Below are 16,065 nucleotides of genomic sequence, written 5' to 3' on the forward strand. Positions count from 1 at the left end.
TTTATATTTATATTTCTTTTAAAAGATTAATTAGTTTTTCATTTTCTGCACGGTTCCCAACATTAATCCTGATACATCCAGGAATAGCCGGGTCTCTTCTGCTGGTTAAAATTTCTTCACCCAACATTTTTGCATAGACATTGTCAACATTTTCCATTCTGATCAAAAAGAAATTAGCATCTGTTGAAAATACTTTCTTAATGCATGTAATTCCTTCAAACTGCAGTTTTAACCATGTTCTCTCTTCCAGAATATGAGTTACATTCTCCTGAAGCTTATTTTCTTCCTCCAATGTCTTTAAAATCAATTCCTGGCTCAAAACATTCACATTATAAGGTGCTTTTACGGTATTAATCAAGGTGATAATCTCTTCGGATGCATAAGCCATACCTACTCTTGCTCCGGCAAATCCCCATGCTTTAGAAAAAGTTTGCAGTACAATCAAGTTAGAATATTGACCCAACAGTTCCAGACTTGATTTTTTTCCGGAAAATTCAATATAAGCTTCATCTACTACTACAATTCCATTGAAATTTTGAAGATAAAATTCAATATCATCTACACTATTTCCGGTAGGATTATTAGGTGAACATAAAAAGAAAATCTTCAGTGAAGGATCTTCTGCCGCTTTTAAGAAATTGTCTTTTACGATTTCAAAGTTTTCATCCAGGTTCAGCTTTGACACTTTATTTTCATTGATTGCTGCATAGAAACCATACATTGCAAATGACGGATTCATCATCAGAATGGCATCTTTTTTAGGCTCGCAGAAAATTTTAACGATAAGGTCTATCAGCTCATCACTTCCGTTTCCTATGGCAATCTGTGAGGGTGACACCTTTTTAAGCCCTGCAAGCTTGCTTTTAAGCCTTTTCTGAGTAGAATCCGGATAGCGGTTACATTCTCCAAAAGGACTTTCATTCGCATCCAGCATTACCGGAGCGTTGAATTCATTGTGATCCCTGAAGCTGATGTAGGGCTGTAATTGTAATATATTTTCTCTTACTAAAGTTTTGATACTGTTATTTTTCATTGTTAAATTATTTCTTAATGGCTTACATTCTTTTTTTGGATAAACGCAAGGGCGCAAAGTTTTTTAATTCTGTAACACTTTTTTAAAGCGCAAGAAAATCTTAGATTTTCAGCAAGGGTATGGGCTTTGTTTTGCGTTTTTATATAAATTAATCAATTTTATCGGAGATAAAATCTTTGTGTCCTAAAAAATATATTTTACAATATTATTTTGCGTCTTTGCGTTTTCCAACATTCTTACTTTAATCTTATTGACACTGCATTTTTGTGAGCAAACAAACCTTCTGCTTCCGCCATGAGCTCTATTGTTTTTCCTAAATTCTGAAGACCTTCCTTTGAAAGGTGCTGGAATGTTATTTTCTTTACGAAACTGTCCAGTGATACTCCACTGTAATTCTTCGCATAAGCATTGGTAGGAAGGGTGTGATTGGTTCCGCTGGCGTAATCTCCTGCACTTTCACATGAATAGTTTCCAAGGAAAACTGAGCCTGCATTCTGAACCTCCGGAATATATTTTTCAAAATCATCGATGGCCAGAATAAGGTGCTCCGGAGCATAAAGATTACTGAACTCAAGAGCCTCTTCCAAAGAATTGACTAAAATAAAAGAACTGTTTTCTAATGCCTGACCCGCCAATTCATTTCTTGGTAAATCCTTGACTTGCTGCCCAACAGCCTCTATCGTCTCTTCAAATACTTTAAGGTCTGTCGTAATAAAAACAACCTGACTGTCACTCCCGTGTTCTGCCTGAGAAAGAAGATCTGCAGCGCAAAAATCAGGAACGGCTTGTTCATCTGCTATGACAAGAACTTCACTCGGTCCGGCAGGCATATCAATAGCAACTCCGAAACGTTGTGCATATTCTTTTCCTGCAACCACAAACTGATTTCCGGGGCCAAAAATTTTATTAACTGCAGGAATGCTTTCTGTTCCAAAAGTGAAAGCTGCGATAGCCTGTGCTCCACCTGTTTTAAAGATTTCCGAAACTCCGCAAAGCTTTGCCGCATAAAGAATTGCAGGATTGATATTTCCATTCTTATCGGGTGGCGTACAAAGAACTATTTCTTTACAACCGGCCAGATTTGCAGGAACAGCAAGCATCAGCACTGTGGAAAATAATGGAGCAGTTCCTCCCGGAATATAAATCCCAACTCTTTCTACAGCACGGTTTTCGCGCCAGCAAACTACTCCTTTTGTCGTCTCAATTTTTTGAATCGCTTGCTTTTGAGAGGTGTGAAATATTGAAATATTTTCTTTCGCCTGTTGAATAGCATGCTTCAATTCGTCATCAATCTGCTTTTCAGCATCTTGAAGTTCTGCATCAGATACTTTAATGCTTACGGTTTCTGCCTTATCAAATTTTTTATTGAATTCTATTAAAGCTTTATCTCCTTTTTTTTCAACTTCCTCGAATATTTCTTTTATCAAACCTGAAATCTCTTTCTGCTCAAGAACAGGGCGTTTTACTAAATCTGTCCAGGTTTCTTTTATGGGATATCTGTATATTTTCATTGTATTATTTTGAAAGTTTTTTTGAACCATCAAGATTCTTATAAGTTATTGATTTTCATAAATATATTAGCTGAATCTATTTTTTTTGATAAACGCAAAGACGCAAAGTTTTTTTATCTTTTACTTTTTTAAGGCGCAAGAAAATCTTAGATTTTCAGCAAGTGTTTGAATTATATTTTTTTTACTTAAAGCAGCATTCAATTTTATTGGAGATAAAACCTTTGCGCCTTAAAACAGTATTAATTTCACTTTCATTGCGCCTTTGCGTTAACCAACATTAATCATCTTAGTAGTCAATATTTTAAATAACCATTTTATCAATCGGAATGATTAAAATATCCTGGGCTCCATTGTCTTTCAGCTCATCAATCACTTCCCAGAAACGTTCTTCATCAATAACAGAATGAATACTGCTCCAGCCTTCTTCTGCAAGAGGAATGACTGTCGGGCTCTTCAATACAGGTAAAACTTCAGATACCTTTTGAATTTTTTCGTTGGGAACATTCATCAGAATGTATTTTGAGTTTTTTGCTTTTAAAACCGCTTTGATTCTGAATACAAATTTTTCAAGAATAGCTTCTTTTACAGTCGATAATTGAGGTGTTTGAGCTAAAACAGCTTCCGATTTTAATAAAGTAACGGTTTCTCTTAATCCGTTTTTGAATAAAGTACTTCCGGAGCTGACAATATCACAGATTCCATCTGCCAGACCAATATTAGGAGCGATTTCTACAGAACCCGAAATCACGTGAATGTCTGATACTATTCCTTCTTTTTCTAAAAAGTTTTTAAGGGTATTAGGATAAGAAGTGGCAATTTTTTTGCCCTGAAAATAAGAAAGCTCATCGGTTTCTACTTCTTTGGGAACAGCCAGTGAAACACGACATTTTGAAAAACCAAGTGTCTGGATTGTTTTGATATTTTTACCTTTTTCAATCAAAAGGTTTTCACCAACAATGGCCACATCCACCACTCCGTCTTCCAGATATTGCGGGATGTCTGAGTTCCGAAGGTACATGATTTCCATCGGAAAGTTATCTACTGAAACTTTGAGTTGGTCTTTACCGTTGTTGACAAAGATTCCGCAGTCTTTGAGAAGCTGAAGAGATTCTTCATAAAGCCGGCCGCTTTTTTGGATTGCAATTTTTAATTTACTCATTTTGCCTTTTTTGGGTCCGAGCAAATAAAAACTGATCTATTGAAATTTCTGAGGAGAATTCAGGAAACAAAAAAACCGTCTATTTACTCAGACGGTTTTATTATTTTTGATTTTAGCACATACTTATATCAATCAATTCCGCCTAACAGAGATGATGATGATAATGATGTAATGCTAAAAATATTGGTTTCATTGTTTGAATTATGATGCAAATGTAGGATTTATTTTTATAATGCAAAGTTTTTTCAGATTAATTTTTGATAAAAATTCATCAGCTCCTTTGCAATAGGTTCGTCATTAAACCTCTGAACAAACTCGAAACCCTTTTCTTCACGGCGTTTTCTCTCAGATTCATTTTCCCAGAGAAATTTGATTTTTGCCCGGATATCAAGTTCATTACCCGGATTGATGTAAACTGAGTCTTTTCCTCCTGCTTCCGGCAGACAGCTGGTGTTGCTTGTTACCACAACAGTTTTGGAAAAAAGTGCCTCAATCACAGGGATTCCAAAGCCTTCAAAGAAGCTTGGATACACAAAAATATCGGCCAGTTTATAGAGGCAAGCCAGTTCATCCATAGAAACTCCTTCGAGGAAGAGCACCTGCTTTTCCATTTTATTCTTTTTAAGAAAACTTTCTATTTTCTGGTAATATTTGGTTTTTCTTCCCACTACAACCAATGGAATTCCTGTTCCGCTGATTGCTTTTATAACATTCAAAAGATTCTTACGATCTTCGATCGTTCCTACATTCAGAACGAACCTTTCGGGAAGCTTACATTTCTCTTTGACAGCTTCCATTAATTCCGGAGACTGCTGTTCTTTAAAAGCATGATGACACCCCTGATAAATAACTTCAATCTTAGTCTCAGGAACCTTTAAATACCGGATAATATCTCTTTTGGTCTGTTCTGAAATAGCAATGATTTTGTCAGCCGAATCAGCCGCTTTTTTAAATTTCCAGAAATGAATCTTTCTGTCAAAAAAAGAATAATACTGCGGATATCTTACAAAGATCAGATCATGAATGGTTACCACCTTTTTGATAGGTTTTGGATCCCATTTTAAAGGAAGTTCGCCAGATAAGCCATGGAAAATATCTGCACTTTGTTTTTGGGCATCTTTCCCCATTTTCAATTGACGGGACAGATTTCCTTTTGAGGTTTCAATAAATTGAACATTAGGACGTTCCAGAATATCTTTTCCGCGCTCTGATTTGTTTTTATTGAGTAACAAATATTCGTTCTCCGGTTCGTATTTGGAAAGGATTCTTACAAGATCTCTCGAGTAATTTCCAAGACCGGATGTATTGTGAAAAAACCGTTTTGCATCAAAGGCAATCTTCATCGTTCTATCTGTTTTTGAAATTCCTGAAATGTTCCGAATGTATGTCCTTCTCCTTTGAGCCAGCGTACGAACGAATCAAATCTTTCTACCATATCTTTCCCTGAGTTTTTTACGGTAAATCCAGGAAGTTTAAAAGCTTCGTCTTTGATTTCTGCAAATTCCCACGGATGGAAATAAATGTTCAGATATTTGTCTTTTTTCAAACTGTCCGAAGCCAGCTTTTTATAGAAGAATAATGGAAAATTGTGAAAGCTTAACCAAAATAAAGGAATTCTGAAATTAGGAGAAACCGAGGCTGGTACCTGCGTTACATTTCCTTCTTTGAAATAGGTTCTGGATACTTTTAAATTATTATATCTTCCAGGCAAAAACGTAGGATTGATGGAGGAATTGTAAGAATATCCTGCTCTTTCCACTTCTTTTTCGTCTACAGGCATCATTCTCGGCATTCTTAATCCGGTCACTTTTGTGGAAAATAATTCTTCCAGTTTCTCTCTGGATTCCTTCAGGTGTTTAACTTCAAATTCTGAATGAAACCATGTATGAGAAGCCAGTTCATGACCTTCGTTTAATAACCTTTCAATAAGGGGTTTGCTGTTTTCTGCAAAAACTACCGTGGAAAAGAAAGTAGCTTTGGCATTATGTTTTTTAAGGATGTCAAGTATTCTCTCTAATCCTGTCTGTGAAATTGAAATCTGCTTTTCAAAGGGAATTTCACCCTTATATTCTAATGGCATATCAAATTCTTCAATATCAAAACTCAATAAAACCATTCTAAAAATTTTTGTTTTTAATAATATAATTTGGTCTGTCTTTCACCTGTTTGAATATTTTACCTAAATAAATTCCCATGATTCCGAGGATGATCAACTGAAGTCCTCCAAAGAAAACAATGGTCATAATTAAGGATGCCCAACCTGAAATCTCAGTTTTTGCAATAAATGAATGAATAACGTATGCTCCATATCCAATGACTGACAGTGCCGAGAATAAAAACCCCAGATATGCCGCCAGATAAAGAGGCTTCACGCTGAAAGCAGTGATTCCTGTAAAGGCAAAAGTAAACATCTTTTTAAGGTTGTAACTGCTTTTTCCTGAAAGCCTTTCTGCTGCTGTAAAGTCGATTCCTGTTTGTTTGAAACCCATCCAACTCGTTAATCCTCTCAGAAACAGATCGTCTTCATTAAAATTCCTCATGACTTCAACAGCGCCTGCATCCAGTAATCTGAAATCTGAACCGCCACCTTTTGTTAAGTTAACATCTGAGAGGCTTGATAAAAGCTTGTAAAATAAGTCTGATGTTTTTCTTTTAAAAAATGAAATTTCTTTTGGATATGTTCTAAAGGTAAAAACTACGTCATAGCCTTCTTCCCATTTCTGAATCATTTCTGGAATCAGCGCAGGAGGATGCTGAAGATCTCCGTCCATAGAGATGACTGCATTTCCGTGAGCATTGTCCATTCCGGCTTTTACTGCTGGCTGATGTCCAAAATTACGTGAAAATTCGATGAATTTCACTTCATCATACTGACTGGAAAGTTCTTCTAATTTTTGTTGTGTATTGTCTCTACTGCCATCATTCACAAATATGATTTCAAAGTCATAATTGTTTAAACCATCAAAAACTTCTTTAATTTTCTGATGGATCATGGCAACGTTTCCTTCTTCGTTATAAGCGGGAATTACAATTGAAATTTTCTTCATATGTATTAATTCAGGCTGTAATTTTTCTCAAAATCTTTAGTCAGAAGTTCATAAGTCACTCTCAACCAGATTACAATACAAGGTACCGCTTTTAATGAATATTTGATGATATAATTCTCTTTTACAAATTTCGGGAACAAATCCGAAGTTGAGAAACATGTGAAAATAATGACAAAAACCAACAATCCTATAACAAATGGTGTTCTTTCTTTCTGAAGGAAAAACCAGATCAAAACTCCTACTACCGCTATAATATACGTGGGAGATTCTGAACTTGAACTGAACAATACCAAGAACAGTAATGTGGAAGCCAGAATCATCAGTTGAAATGCATAATGCTTGTATTGCTTAATTCTGATGTAAGGTAAAGCAAAAAGAGGCAATCCACCTGCTAAGAACACAAGGTTAGAAATGGATGCATCTCCTAAAACTCTTCTTACAAAGCCCATTAATGAGATATCCTGCATATTTCCTAATACCTGGTTTTCATTATTCTTTTCTACAATAGACTGAAACCAGTCCGTGTAACACTGAATGACAAACTGCGGACTTGAATAGGCCATTGGAAGCACAAAAAACAATATAGCAATGCCAATTCCTGAAAGAATAAATTTAGTTTTATTTTTAATGAAGAAAAACTGTGTTAATCCTACAATTCCGTAAATTTTTACAAATATTCCTATTAAAATTGCAGTTACAGATTTCACTTCTTTTCTTTCGTAAATATAAACTGCAGACAACAACAAAAGGCCTGTTAGCGCTACATTGAACTGCAAGCTTAAAGCTGCTGTAATGTATTCCTGAAGACAAAGCAATCCGAAAATAGCTTTCTTGCTGTCTGAAAAAGGCAGTTTATAAATTCCGTAGATAAAGATGAAAGTATTGGCAATATTCCAAAGTGAGATTCCCAACCAATCCGGCATCATGGCAAACGGCGCAATCAAAGCACTGAAAAATACACCATAATGGTTCAGATCAAAATAAAGATCAGGATAATGGATAAATAAATTTTTCTGATGAATGGTATTAAAGAATACGTTTTTAAAAATCAGATAATTATTGATCGCATAATCTCCTCTCAGATATTTGGAAATTGCTGTAACAACGGATATAATAAGATAAACCCCAAATATATATTTAGGGTTTAATAGTATTTTAAGAAATTTTTCTTTCAAGATTGTGGTATTAGATTAAAATATTAATCTTAAACGGCTACATTATTATCTCTCAATGCGTCATTCAGAGATGTTTTCTTGTCTGTAGATTCCTTCCTCTGACCGATGATCAGGGCACATGGAACCTGATATTCTCCTGCAGGATACTGTTTTGTATAGCTTCCAGGGATTACTACTGAACGTGCAGGAACTCTTCCTTTGATTTCAATTGGCGTATCTCCTGTAACATCGATTATTTTTGTAGAAGCGGTCAATACTACGTTAGCACCCAGTACAGCTTCTTTTTCTACGTGAACTCCTTCTACAACGATACATCTTGAACCGATAAAGCAATCGTCTTCAATGATTACCGGAGCAGCTTGTAACGGTTCCAATACCCCACCGATACCAACACCACCACTCAGGTGAACGTTTTTACCGATCTGTGCGCAGCTTCCTACAGTCGCCCAAGTATCTACCATTGTTCCGGAATCTACATAAGCACCAATATTTACATAAGATGGCATCATAATTACTCCAGGAGCAATATAAGCACCTTCTCTCGCTACTGCATGTGGAACAACTCTCACTCCTTTTTCTGCATAACCTCTCTTCAAAGGCATTTTATCATGAAATTCAAACGGACCTACTTCAATTGTTTCCATTTTCTGGATCGGGAAATACATTACTACAGCTTTCTTTACCCATTCATTTACCTGCCATCCGTTTTCTGTAGGTTCTGCAGTACGAAGTTCCCCTTTATCAACTAAAGAAATAACTTCTCTGATCGCCTTCTGGCTGTCTTCATTCTGCAATAATTCTCTGTTGTCCCAGATATTTTCAATAGTTTGTTGTAATGACATGTTTCTTATTTAAAATTATACCGGCCAAAGATACAAAAAAGTTCAGCAAAACGGGTTTTAACATCATGCTTTTAATAAAGACTCAACATGCGCTTCACCTTCTTTTTGTAGGTCACGTAAATTTGTCCATGTTCTTTTAGGAGATACTCTTCTTCAAGCCTGATCTGGATCTGCATCAAAATGCTTCCTGTCAGGAGAAAAGCAAGCGCAATCACAGTAGGAAAAACAAGAAAAAACCCAACAAGGCTGATGGTTATTCCCAGAAATATGGGATTTCTTGAAAATCTGAATAATCCATGGATTATCAAATCTGTTTTCATTGTATTGTCAATTCCAATCCTCCATGAGTTTTTCATTTGTAACTGCGCTATAATCACCCAAATGAAAGCAACAATCATTAATATAATTCCGGTATATTGAAAAAGATCATATTCCAGCACATTGATTTTAAAAGCAGAGAAAATGTCTTTCGGAAAAAATAAAAGAAGTATTGTATAGATAAACAAAGCGAATAAAACCAGCTTAAAATACAACCCCACAAGTCCGTATGCGGAATCATCTTTGGGAAGAACATTAGGATTTTTTCCAATTTGTTTAGCCACTTTGTAGCTAATACCTACAAATGAGACCAAAAAGAAAATGATGAAGTAAAAAGGGATAAAAAATCTGATGAAATCTGCCATATGATAATAGTTTTGGGCAAATTTCCTAAGTTTCGTGATGCAATACTATTGCAATGATGAATAGCAGATAGATGGCAAACGGAAACGTAAAAATTCCCCTCCTCCGGAGAGTTGGCGAAAATTCAAAGAATTTTTGACGGGGTGATTAAATAAGAAGATTATATAAGTTTTGGCTAAAGCCGGTCGAAGTTTTTATTTTTCGATAAACGGGCTAAAGCCCGTTCTTATTGAATATTTCAACTGCTATTTACTCCAAAATAATAAACTCCATTGTTTTCGCAACATGCTTTTCCTGAATAATCCCTTGTGAATATGGAATATTATGATCACTGTTATATTTTGTCAGATAGGCCTGATTAATTTCTTCAGTAAGATCATTGATATCTTCCGGAACGAGAGCTTTTACATGATAAATGGTTTCACCACATTGAATTTCTCCTGCAGAATTTTCTAAAAAGATATTGTACCAGCTTCTTTCAGCGAGCCCCCAGGATCTTGCGAATATCCGGTTTTGGACAACAACCATCCATATTTCGAGAAATTCAGGTCTTTGATGTCCGGCTTTTATTCCGATAATCGTATGATTTTGAATATAATCTAATGCTTTTTCTTTATTCATTATCTTAATTTTATATAAAACTAAAACATGAAAACAAACAAGAAAACTTATTTATGCATACTGTCAGAAAAATGATGTAACGAGATGTTTTTCTGATGTATGATGTTTTTTAAAGCATCATTTTACCAAGAGCTGTTTGCAGGCATTCTTTATAGCTTTTGGCTACTGTAATTTTTAAATCACCACAGATTAAGTGATTGTCTTCGAAAGATTCGATATTCGTCAGATTGACAATGTATGAATTGTGGACCCGCATAAATTCGTCAGGAAGAGTCTCTATGAGGTCTTTAAGTGTTTTGTAATAAATGTATCTTTTATTGTCTGTGGTATGAACTTCCACATAATTTCCGAGTCCCTTAATAACATTAATATCTTTAAAGAAAAGCTTTATCAGCTTTTTATCTGATTTAATGAAAGCAAAAGTACGGTTCTCCATCGTTATTATTTTAATTGGAAATGTTTTTACAGCACTCTTTGAGCATGAAGGTAGGCCTTATTCCAGTATTTTTCGTTCAGGGACGAAATAATTACGCCTTTTGAGGTAGAAGCATGAATAAATTTTACTTCTCCGTCAGGACCAATATCATGAACAATTCCCACGTGAGATACTCTACTTCCTCCTGCTGTCGCAAAAAACAACAGATCACCTGGTTTTACGTCTTTTATATCAATATTCTTTCCGGCATCAGCCTGATCAGAAGATCTTCTGGGAAGATTAAAATCATTTTCTTCAAATACTTTTACAGTAAATCCAGAGCAGTCAAATCCCGAAGAAGTATTTCCTCCGAATTTATAGGGTGTTCCGATATACTTTTCTGCATCTTTCAAAACATCATTGATTGATCTTGAAACATTACCACTAAATTTTGAATCCAATTTTCTGAGATTTTCAGCTTTCGCTACGGCCTTTGTATTTGATTTTTTGCTCGCAGAAGCACTTTTAGAGGATCCGCAGGAAACTACAAAAACAGAGGCTGCCAATACCACGACCATCTGCTTTATTTTTATTTTTTGTTGAAATAATTCCGTTCCCATATTCTTCTGATTTATAATTAATTAACAAAACACATCACAAATATACATTTTATAATCTAATTATGCTACAACTATACTACAACTATATTATAAATATATGTTAAAATTTTGATTTTCATTATTTATTGGTATATTTGATTTCTATTTTGAAAATATGGCAACCTATGAAAGTGTAATCAAGATTACCGGAGCAGTGGGCGATCTGGTTTTTTATACTCTGAATGGCAAAAATGTGGTTCGGAAGAAAAGCGGGTTTAATAAAGCTGCGTTTAAGAAAAATCCGTCATATGAGAAAGTAAGACAGAACAGTTCTGAGTTCGGGCATTGTTCCAAAATGGGGAAGATGATCCGGAAAAGCCTGGAAATATATATTAAAGAAGCTGGTGATCCCCTCCTCTACCAGAAGTTTGCAAAGGTGATGACTACTATCAAAGATTTAGATACCATTTCTGAAAGAGGAAAAAGAACGGTTGAAAACGGTTTAAAGACTGAAGAAGGAAGAAAACTCCTGAGGGGATTTCAATTAGGCACGGTAAATCAAATTTCTGATTGTATAAGAATGAAAGATCATGTTTTGTATAAAAATGATCATTGTACCTCAGATCATGCAGTGATTTTAACTTTAAAATTAAATTCTGAAAAGTATAGTATGGAAAGTAGTGAAGAAATAGTGTATTGGAATCAGCAACAAAATACGTCTTTTAAAAAGTATTTTCCTGATAATGATTTCCTGCTCTATTTTATAGCATTAAAGAATGAAAATGATAAGATTACCCATATGGGATTTGTTTAAATAAAAAAGTCTGCAGTACATTCTGCAGACTTTCTTGTTTTATTTCTTCTCTCCTTTCCAGCTTCCTGATATTGCAGGGGTTGGAAGTGAGTTGGACCAGTTTCCGTTTCCTTTCTTTTCTGTCGTTAACGTTCCTTTGAAATCTCCTTGTGAAGGAAGCCCTACTCTGGCGTTAAGATCTCCTGTCTCACTTAAATTCCCGGTAATGCTGTAGTTTTCATTATTAACATCGGAATGCATTGTTCCTACCACTTTACCACTTTCATCTACCACAAAGTTCCAAACTCCTTTATCTGCTCCTTCATAAGAACCAGACCATGTTCCTACATAATCATAAATAGTATCATCATCAGAGCTGCAACCGATAAATAAAAACGCCGTTAATAAAAGTAAAAAAAATTTCTTCATAGTTTCAGTAGTTTTATAACCTAAAATCCTGTTATTCTCCTATACTTTCATTCCAAAAATCCAGTCATAGAGAATATTGCTTAATATTTATTATTTTTTGTTCCGTGCAAATCTACTAATTTTTTTTATTCAAATTATCTGAATTTTAATTAGCACCCAATATGTTTATTAAAAAACAACATATTCCGGCTAAAATACAAATATTTTTCAAACAAATAGAGCCTCTATATATTTTGAGTTATTTAAAAAAATAAACTTAAAACTTGATATTAATACGTTTAATATTCATTTACAATTAGTTTATATTAGATTTCATGCCATTTGTATTCTATTTTAAAGATATTTCTTACCTTAGTGAAAAATTTAACCTTTTCAAAAAATTACATGAAAACAAAAACATTATTTTTGGCAGCACTTGCTATTTGTGGCAGTTCAACAGCACAGGTTGGGATTAATACCGCCACTCCAAGTCATACTTTGGATGTTAATGGTCTGGTAAGAGTAAGAGGGCTTTCAAATGCTGAAAAAAAAATTGTTGCTGCGGATGCGCAAGGAGTTTTAACTCTTATTTCTCCTGAAGAAATTTTTGCGCCAAAGGCTATATTGAACACATCAACCTCTTCCAGTGAACAAAGATCTACTGTATACGAAGGAAAATGTTTCCAACCTGGTGACAATGCTTCTTCCTGTACTGTTTCTGTCAACCATTACTCCTCTTGTGCAGGGTTCAGCACTCCCGTAGACACTCAAATCATTGTAGGACAAGGAATTAATACAGGAAATGGACAGTTTTTGGGAACATGGACAGCCCGATATGTTGATAATAAAGGGTTTGCAAACGCAACTGCTGTTGCCAATCAGACAGCACCTGACTATCCCAGAATCTCTTATCCAAGTACCAATACAGTGAACTATTTAGGAAGTGGAAACTTTGCAGGTCAATGTAATACAGATTTAGTCACTACCATCAACCAGGCCACCGGAGATATAAAAGTAGAGTCTGTAAAGCGAAGCATGTACGCACACCTTGTGTACCTTATTAATATTGCCCGCTCCAGATCTTTATAATAGTTGATATTTCATTTCAAAAAGGCAGCCACAATATTTTCATTGTGGCTGTTTTTTGTAAAATGAAAAACCCTCTGAAAAGAGGGCTTTGATTTATCTTGGAAAAGGAAGCGTTACCGGATAGCAACCACAAAGGCAGTCCCACTGATCAAATTCTTCTGAACAAACACCAATGGCTTCACATCTCCATAAAGCTCCTGGAGGGCATGCCGGAACATTGGGTCCTGCTCCTTTAACTGTTTTTAATTCTTCTCTCGAGATTTTCTTTAAATTTTTCATGGTTTAAAATGTTTTAGTTCATTTCAAATATAAGAATATTCATTAAACAGCAATTTAATTTGTGAAAAAATTAATTTTACACACAAAAAGCCTCTAAAAAGAGGCTAAAAACTATTATTGAATGAATGAAAAACTTATCCCAAATGTATGAAATATTCATTTCAGCTTTTATGAGTACAGTCATATTCAGCTGTTTTCCATCATTCACTAATTGATAATTTCTCCTTTACTGTTATCCAGTTTTTCACGAAATTTTTGAAGATCTTCAGGAGTTGGTCTACTCCATTCTGTAATTTCTCCGATAATTTTCAAAGGCATTTCGGAGCGATAAGATCGGGTTGGATTTCCCGGAAATTTCTTATCTGTTACATTGGGATCATTTTCGAAATTCCCGGTGGGTTCTACAATATATACACGATCTACTCCATCGCCTTTTGCCAGTGCAGCAGCAAGTCCTGCTCCATTGGTTAAAGCAGTAAAGTAAATATGATTCATTTTGAATTCTGATTTGTAATTAGAGTTTCCGCCTGCTGTCAACAGATCTCCCATTTGTAACTCGGCTTTTGTTCCATGGTAAAAAGGGCCTTTATCAGACGGATGGTTTTGAAGTAACACTGACAATTCAGCATTCTTTTTTGATTTTTCTGAATCTCCTAAATCCTCATAGCATTTGGAAATATTCAGGTAAAGAGAAGGTAATGCACTTTTAACCGTATCATCATTTATTTTTAAAGCAAGCTCTAAGGAAGTTTCAAGCCACTTTAACCGATCAGCAATGGTTTTTTGATGACGTGCTACATAATGAGCTGCCAGAAACTTTTCATAATCGTCCGAAGCTTCTTCCCAGGCTTTTAAAAACAATTGAGCTGCTTCTTCAGGCATTCCTTTGTCTTCAAAGCCCATTCCTTGCAGACAAAACTTGATCACAGGATTAAAAGGAGAAAATTCCATATTTTATTTTTTTCAAATCTAGGGGATTTTTATGTGGAAAAGATGTGTACCCTCTTTAATCCCTCATAAAATTTTACCTGAAAAATTGATTATTGGAGGTTATGAAAAATAAACCATAAAAAATCTTTGCTATAAATATAAGAAAAGCCCTCTCAAAGAGAAGGCTTGATTTTTATGTAAACAGTTTTTATTAAGATCCGATTGGAACGCAAGAGCAAACACAATCATAAATACCCTGGTCTGGATCACAAACGTAGATCGATTCGCATTTAAGATAGTATTTTGCAGGACACGTAATTGGAGTCCCAGCTCCCTGAACATTTTTCATTTGATCTCTTGTAATTTTCTTTAGATTTTTCATAGTTATTTATTAATGTATTAGTTTTTAGTACTTATAGTACTTATTTTCAAATATAACTAAATAAAATTAATCATAAAACATTTGTAAATTTTTCTTTACAATGGTTCACTAAGAAATAGACCTTTTAGACCCAAAGTTCAAATCTTTCTTGTGTGTTAATCGTTACAATTTTTGATACTGATTAATACACTTCCAAAAAGACTGAACATGAAAAAAGTTTTTCAATAATAATTTAATCGGACTAGTATCAAAGCATTTAGAAAAGCCGAAAAACTAAAATCAAGATTACAAAATAGACCAACTGATTTTAAATACAGTGAATTAAAGACTCTACTGGAATCTTTGGGGTATTCAGAATCAAAAAAAGGCAAGACATCTGGGAGTAGAGTTCGATTTGTTAATGAAAGTTTACCATCAATTATAAACCTTCATAAGCCACATAAACCAGATACTTTAAAAGAGTATCAAATTAAAGCTGTTTTAGAAGAACTTGCAAACCACAATTTATTATAATGAGTATTTTAGAACATAGAGGAATTAAAGGAAGCGTAGAATATGATATAGAAAATCAAATTTTCTACGGAAAGTTATTGAACATTAACGGTGCGGTAATGTATGAGGCTGTTGAATCTAAAGAGTTTTTTGAAAACTTTAGAGAGGCAGTAGATGAGTATATTGAAGATTGTGAAGAGCATAATATTCCAATAAAGAAAGAGTTTAAAGGATCTTTCAATGTAAGAACATCCCCTGGAACTCATGAGAAATTATTTACAATTTCGGAACAAAAAGGTATTAAATTAAATACAGCAATAAATGAAGCTTTTGATTATTATCTTTCTAGCCTTACTAAGGACATAGAATTCCCAGTATTGCAGATTGCACCTGCATCTGATACAAGGGGGCTTGTACCCGCTTCACAAGGAGTAGTTAGATGGGAATTTGCCCCAATTGTATGTTCTGCTGCAAAAAAAGATCTTAGCGGATATGGGTTAAGTCTTTTACCAAAAATAATTCAAAAAAGTGCTCACTCCGGAACTCGTATAGATAAGAATATAATTGAAAAAAAATACCCTAGGCATCAGGATGAAACAAAAAAATAGT

General features: G+C 34.7%; 20 protein-coding genes. 4 read left to right on the plus strand and 16 right to left on the minus strand.

The features are described 5' to 3' along the window. Positions 1-7: 7 nt before the first annotated feature. From hisC to REB14_RS18800, 12 genes are all read right to left on the minus strand, one after another. On the minus strand, positions 8-1,033 hold the full coding sequence (gene hisC / locus REB14_RS18745; RefSeq protein WP_079241586.1) for a histidinol-phosphate transaminase: 1,026 nt from the start codon (positions 1,031-1,033) through the stop codon (positions 8-10). 236 nt (positions 1,034-1,269) lie between these two features. Further along, positions 1,270-2,544, minus strand: coding sequence for a histidinol dehydrogenase (gene hisD, locus REB14_RS18750; RefSeq protein WP_309522952.1), 1,275 nt, complete (start codon positions 2,542-2,544; stop codon positions 1,270-1,272). 301 nt (positions 2,545-2,845) lie between these two features. Continuing rightward, entirely contained in the window at positions 2,846-3,703 is an 858-nt protein-coding gene (hisG, locus tag REB14_RS18755; protein ID WP_079241585.1) for an ATP phosphoribosyltransferase, read from the minus strand. Between the two features lie 245 nt (positions 3,704-3,948). Next, positions 3,949-5,046: a glycosyltransferase family 4 protein gene (locus REB14_RS18760; RefSeq protein ID WP_309522953.1), complete on the minus strand. Its 1,098-nt coding sequence runs from the start codon at positions 5,044-5,046 to the stop codon at positions 3,949-3,951. Then, positions 5,043-5,819: a polysaccharide deacetylase family protein gene (locus tag REB14_RS18765; protein WP_309522954.1), complete on the minus strand. Its 777-nt coding sequence runs from the start codon at positions 5,817-5,819 to the stop codon at positions 5,043-5,045. Before REB14_RS18765 ends, REB14_RS18760 begins: the two co-directional genes overlap by 4 nt. A gap of 1 nt (position 5,820) precedes the next feature. Then, on the minus strand, positions 5,821-6,750 hold the full coding sequence (locus REB14_RS18770; protein WP_079241582.1) for a glycosyltransferase family 2 protein: 930 nt from the start codon (positions 6,748-6,750) through the stop codon (positions 5,821-5,823). Positions 6,751-6,755: 5 nt separating this feature from the next. After that, complete coding sequence (locus REB14_RS18775; protein ID WP_079241581.1) at positions 6,756-7,925, minus strand: glycosyltransferase family 87 protein; 1,170 nt, start codon at positions 7,923-7,925, stop codon at positions 6,756-6,758. A gap of 29 nt (positions 7,926-7,954) precedes the next feature. Continuing rightward, the gene (locus REB14_RS18780) at positions 7,955-8,767 is read right to left on the minus strand and encodes a 2,3,4,5-tetrahydropyridine-2,6-dicarboxylate N-succinyltransferase (RefSeq protein ID WP_034694413.1); all 813 of its coding nucleotides are present in this window, start codon (positions 8,765-8,767) and stop codon (positions 7,955-7,957) included. A 71-nt stretch (positions 8,768-8,838) separates the two neighbouring features. Then, entirely contained in the window at positions 8,839-9,450 is a 612-nt protein-coding gene (locus REB14_RS18785; protein ID WP_309522955.1) for a methyltransferase family protein, read from the minus strand. Between the two features lie 247 nt (positions 9,451-9,697). Then, positions 9,698-10,069 (minus strand): DUF2255 family protein, encoded by a 372-nt coding sequence (locus REB14_RS18790; RefSeq protein ID WP_079241579.1) that lies wholly within the window; start codon positions 10,067-10,069, stop codon positions 9,698-9,700. Between the two features lie 109 nt (positions 10,070-10,178). Then, positions 10,179-10,505, minus strand: coding sequence for a LytR/AlgR family response regulator transcription factor (locus REB14_RS18795; RefSeq protein ID WP_309522956.1), 327 nt, complete (start codon positions 10,503-10,505; stop codon positions 10,179-10,181). 26 nt (positions 10,506-10,531) lie between these two features. Continuing rightward, positions 10,532-11,104 carry a C40 family peptidase gene (locus REB14_RS18800; protein ID WP_079241577.1) on the minus strand — a complete coding sequence of 191 codons (573 nt, stop codon included), beginning with the start codon at positions 11,102-11,104 and terminating at the stop codon, positions 10,532-10,534. A 154-nt stretch (positions 11,105-11,258) separates the two neighbouring features. Here REB14_RS18800 and REB14_RS18805 point away from each other — a divergent pair, with 154 nt between their 5' ends. After that, positions 11,259-11,897, plus strand: a complete 639-nt coding sequence (locus tag REB14_RS18805; RefSeq protein ID WP_079241576.1) for a hypothetical protein — start codon at positions 11,259-11,261, stop codon at positions 11,895-11,897. A 39-nt stretch (positions 11,898-11,936) separates the two neighbouring features. On the opposite strand, the gene REB14_RS18810 is transcribed toward REB14_RS18805, so the two are convergent. Next, the gene (locus REB14_RS18810; protein WP_309522957.1) at positions 11,937-12,305 is read right to left on the minus strand and encodes a hypothetical protein; all 369 of its coding nucleotides are present in this window, start codon (positions 12,303-12,305) and stop codon (positions 11,937-11,939) included. A 384-nt stretch (positions 12,306-12,689) separates the two neighbouring features. Between REB14_RS18810 and REB14_RS18815 the strand changes: the two genes are divergently transcribed. After that, positions 12,690-13,373 (plus strand): hypothetical protein, encoded by a 684-nt coding sequence (locus tag REB14_RS18815; protein ID WP_145953232.1) that lies wholly within the window; start codon positions 12,690-12,692, stop codon positions 13,371-13,373. A gap of 93 nt (positions 13,374-13,466) precedes the next feature. On the opposite strand, the gene REB14_RS18820 is transcribed toward REB14_RS18815, so the two are convergent. The 3 genes from REB14_RS18820 to REB14_RS24240 all read right to left on the minus strand — a co-directional run bounded on the left by REB14_RS18820 (position 13,467) and on the right by REB14_RS24240 (position 14,964). Beyond that, the gene (locus REB14_RS18820) at positions 13,467-13,652 is read right to left on the minus strand and encodes a bacteriocin-like protein (protein WP_079241573.1); all 186 of its coding nucleotides are present in this window, start codon (positions 13,650-13,652) and stop codon (positions 13,467-13,469) included. A gap of 207 nt (positions 13,653-13,859) precedes the next feature. Continuing rightward, positions 13,860-14,273 (minus strand): NAD(+)--rifampin ADP-ribosyltransferase, encoded by a 414-nt coding sequence (gene arr / locus REB14_RS24235; RefSeq protein WP_423779652.1) that lies wholly within the window; start codon positions 14,271-14,273, stop codon positions 13,860-13,862. 520 nt (positions 14,274-14,793) lie between these two features. After that, positions 14,794-14,964 (minus strand): bacteriocin-like protein, encoded by a 171-nt coding sequence (locus tag REB14_RS24240; RefSeq protein ID WP_409993834.1) that lies wholly within the window; start codon positions 14,962-14,964, stop codon positions 14,794-14,796. Between the two features lie 246 nt (positions 14,965-15,210). Here REB14_RS24240 and REB14_RS18830 point away from each other — a divergent pair, with 246 nt between their 5' ends. After that, a complete protein-coding gene (locus REB14_RS18830; protein ID WP_309523334.1) occupies positions 15,211-15,477 on the plus strand; it encodes a type II toxin-antitoxin system HicA family toxin in 267 nt (88 codons plus the stop codon). After that, positions 15,477-16,064: a type II toxin-antitoxin system HicB family antitoxin gene (locus REB14_RS18835; RefSeq protein ID WP_309522959.1), complete on the plus strand. Its 588-nt coding sequence runs from the start codon at positions 15,477-15,479 to the stop codon at positions 16,062-16,064. Before REB14_RS18830 ends, REB14_RS18835 begins: the two co-directional genes overlap by 1 nt. Position 16,065: the final 1 nt, after the last annotated feature.

This window comes from Chryseobacterium metallicongregator (genome assembly GCF_031324065.1).
Classification (GTDB): domain Bacteria; phylum Bacteroidota; class Bacteroidia; order Flavobacteriales; family Weeksellaceae; genus Chryseobacterium; species Chryseobacterium metallicongregator.